A 3,043-nucleotide genomic window follows, 5' to 3' on the forward strand; every position below is an offset into this window, starting at 1 on the left:
AAGTTATGAAATTTTATTCATCTGAATGAAATTATATCAATTTTTAAAATAAGAATTGGAATTTAAAAAATGTGTTAAAATGGAATTAATTAGAAAATAGTAGGAGTGAAGTAAATGGATTACCAATACCCAATTTCATATGATTGGACAACAGATGAGACAATTGAGGTAATACAGTTCTACACATCAGTAGAAAAAGCGTATGAAAAGGGAATAGATCGTGAAGTGTTAATGGCTACATACAAACAGTTTAAATCAATTGTACCTAGTATTGCAGAAGAAAAAAAATTATGTAATGAGTTAGAGGAGATATCTGGCTATTCTGCATACAGAGTCATGCAAAAAGCTAAAAATGGTGCTCCCGGTGATAAAATTAAAATGTAATATTAAATAAGTTAATCGTTAAGAATTAAATAGTAAATAAAATCTAATTAAAAAATAGAAGCCCATTAAAGGATCATTTGCTACCTTTAATGGGCTTTTCTTATCTATGTATTGTTTAAATAAATCAATTTATTATTTCGTCCTGTCGAAAAATGTGTAAAGAATGGGCATAGACTTTTGTTTTTGACATATGTATAATAAAACAACACTTATATTAATTCAGTTTATACTTATCTTGTATAAAGGAATTAAAGTATTATATGTTTCTATAATACGTAGGATTAGTTCTTCCTTTGTAAGTGTAATTGCTTCATCTTTTGCAACTGTAATTCCACATAGGTATTCTGCTTTTTTTACATCATGAAATCTTTGAATACCTTTATTGAATTCATCTTTATTCATTTTACTTTTTTGTATCACATCAGGCTTCATATGATCGTAAGATACAACAAAATCTTTCGGAATCATTTTGTAAAGTTTATTTTTATTCTTTTCAAAATTTATGGCAATTGATTGCTTATTTGGACTTTCGTAAATAATTCCAAAGTAAACAAACAAGTGAGTACCCCACAGTCCAAATTGGAAATGAGGAAGCATCTTGTATCCACGATTATTTGTTGCAAAAGCAATCCAAGTATCTTTTGGAGCATTTACAGTACGTCGAGCATGCTTAGCAATATGGCCAAAAAAGTTTTGATCAGTTTGTACATTTAAAAAAGGTAATATTTCTTCTTCAATTTCTTTAAATTTTGGTTGAATTTCATTTTGTATAGCACTCATTCTAATTTCTAATGTTGAGTCAGTTGTAAATATTTCAAAATCACTTTCTTTAAAAAAAGTTTGAGTCATTTTTGAACCCCCTAATTACATTATCTAATTAGTATACCATGTTTGTACAAAACAAATGGGTAATATGTTTCTTCATAAAATAGTTACATTATAAGCTTAAACAACATATATTAGTAGCAAGATAAAAATCAGAAAATTTTGTTAATTAACTTTTACAATTTGTTTTGCCAACTTATATTCTATGGAGGGATAATGATGAGACAAGTGATTAATGCGTTAAAAAGAACTGATGCAGAAAAGAGAATTCCTGTACTTAGATTAGAATTAGATTACGAACTAGCTACACTATTCGATGCTATGACAGTCAATGATAATGAAGCAATGATTGAATCTAAGAAGAAATTAGAATTATTAAGATTAGAATTAATTCGTCTAGAAGCTTAGCGAGTTTATTTACCGAACCTTTAAATAGGTTCGTTTTTCTGTGCGCCAAATCTTCCGCTAAATGCCCAATGGTCTATCGTATGCCCACCCTCCAAAATAGTTCCTCATCTTAAATAAAAATCATTTCATTAGGTTTTTTTAGGTTAAAATTGGTAAACTGATAAACAGGACCATTAAATATTAGTTTTAGCACGTAGAGTTTGGAGTGTTTAATTATGAATGTAGACTGGAAAGAAATTGAACAATTCGCGAGGAATTTGCTTCAAGAAGCAGCTGAAAATATTAAAAGCTCTTTATACGACTCCATAACAATCAATACTAAATCAAACGAAAATGACTTAGTAACAAATAAAGATGAAGAAATTGAAAAATTCTTTTACGAAAAAATAAAAAAGAAATTTCCGAATCATTACTTACTAGGTGAAGAAGGTAAAGGCGATGATTTGAATCAAGTAACTGGGGTTGTGTGGATTCTTGATCCTATCGATGGAACGATGAATTTTGTTCACCAAAAACGTAATTTTATGATTTCTTTAGGTATTTATGAAAATGGAATCGGTAAAATGGGTTTTATAATGGATGTAATACATAATGAACTATATTTTGCTAAAAAAGGTGAAGGAGCATATTTAAATGATCTCGAATTAACACCTTTGAAAAGTGTAGTACTAGAAGAGGCGATTGTAGCTGTAAATGCTATTTGGCTAACTAAAAATCGTTATATAAACCATGAAAAATTGAGTAATCTTGTTCGAAAAGTTAGAGGAAGTAGGTCATATGGTTCGGCAGCGATGGAAATGGTCTATGTGGCAATGGGAAGGATTGATGCATATATCACTCCAAGATTGTCACCTTGGGACTTTGCCGCGGGTAAAATTATTGTTGAAGAACTAGGTGGAATTTGTACTACGCTCAAAAATGAAAGCCTTTCAATTCTTAAAAAAAGCTCAGTGCTAGTAAGTAACGCTTCGATTCATAACGAATTACTCACAGATTATATCGAATTTCTACAAAAATAATAAAAAGAAGGTAAGTTTGGTTACTAACTTGCCTTCTTTTTTAGTGTGTAGACAGTGTTCAAAAAAAAGAGAAGAGGTTTATAACTTGCCTTCTCTTTTTAATTTAGCACGTAATGAAAAACCATAACCAACTAATGATATTGAAATAATTAGTGAAATGATAGCGCCAATAGTACTTAGTTCCGCTAGCATAATACCAACTAGAATTAAGAAGATTACGGATAAAGTTGCAACGCAGAAAAGTCTAAATTTAATGCTAGACATGGTGAATCCTCCTGTTCATAATTCTTATTTTACTCTTTGTCGAATCGGATGTAAATTTGAAAAAAATAAAACTTTACTAAATATTTATTAATAATTTATATTTTTGATTAAACATTTTCTTGATATATTTCCGTATGCATGTG

General features: G+C 29.4%; 5 protein-coding genes. 3 read left to right on the top strand and 2 right to left on the bottom strand.

Features of this window, described 5'->3' with window-relative positions:
- Nucleotides 1-114: 114 nt before the first annotated feature.
- On the top strand, nucleotides 115-384 hold the full coding sequence (locus CN514_RS19840; protein ID WP_056468540.1) for a UPF0223 family protein: 270 nt from the start codon (nucleotides 115-117) through the stop codon (nucleotides 382-384).
- A gap of 219 nt (nucleotides 385-603) precedes the next feature.
- Here CN514_RS19840 and CN514_RS19845 read toward each other — a convergent pair whose 3' ends face one another.
- Nucleotides 604-1,233, bottom strand: a complete 630-nt coding sequence (locus tag CN514_RS19845; protein ID WP_098234070.1) for a YktB family protein — start codon at nucleotides 1,231-1,233, stop codon at nucleotides 604-606.
- 195 nt (nucleotides 1,234-1,428) lie between these two features.
- Between CN514_RS19845 and CN514_RS19850 the strand changes: the two genes are divergently transcribed.
- Nucleotides 1,429-1,617: a hypothetical protein gene (locus tag CN514_RS19850; RefSeq protein ID WP_056468536.1), complete on the top strand. Its 189-nt coding sequence runs from the start codon at nucleotides 1,429-1,431 to the stop codon at nucleotides 1,615-1,617.
- Between the two features lie 215 nt (nucleotides 1,618-1,832).
- Nucleotides 1,833-2,636 carry an inositol monophosphatase family protein gene (locus CN514_RS19855; RefSeq protein ID WP_098234071.1) on the top strand — a complete coding sequence of 268 codons (804 nt, stop codon included), beginning with the start codon at nucleotides 1,833-1,835 and terminating at the stop codon, nucleotides 2,634-2,636.
- A gap of 78 nt (nucleotides 2,637-2,714) precedes the next feature.
- Here the strand turns inward: CN514_RS19855 and CN514_RS19860 are convergent, their stop codons facing one another.
- Entirely contained in the window at nucleotides 2,715-2,900 is a 186-nt protein-coding gene (locus CN514_RS19860; RefSeq protein ID WP_088013083.1) for a DUF5325 family protein, read from the bottom strand.
- Nucleotides 2,901-3,043: the final 143 nt, after the last annotated feature.

Origin of the sequence: Bacillus sp. AFS001701 (assembly GCF_002559405.1) — a bacterium.
Lineage (GTDB): Bacteria > Bacillota > Bacilli > Bacillales > Bacillaceae_G > Gottfriedia.

Coding starts and splice junctions, on each gene's coding strand:
- CN514_RS19840 (WP_056468540.1), top strand. CDS start 115: ATGGATTACCAATACCCAATTTCATATGATTGGACAACAGATGAGACA.
- CN514_RS19845 (WP_098234070.1), bottom strand. CDS start 1,233: ATGACTCAAACTTTTTTTAAAGAAAGTGATTTTGAAATATTTACAACT.
- CN514_RS19850 (WP_056468536.1), top strand. CDS start 1,429: ATGAGACAAGTGATTAATGCGTTAAAAAGAACTGATGCAGAAAAGAGA.
- CN514_RS19855 (WP_098234071.1), top strand. CDS start 1,833: ATGAATGTAGACTGGAAAGAAATTGAACAATTCGCGAGGAATTTGCTT.
- CN514_RS19860 (WP_088013083.1), bottom strand. CDS start 2,900: ATGTCTAGCATTAAATTTAGACTTTTCTGCGTTGCAACTTTATCCGTA.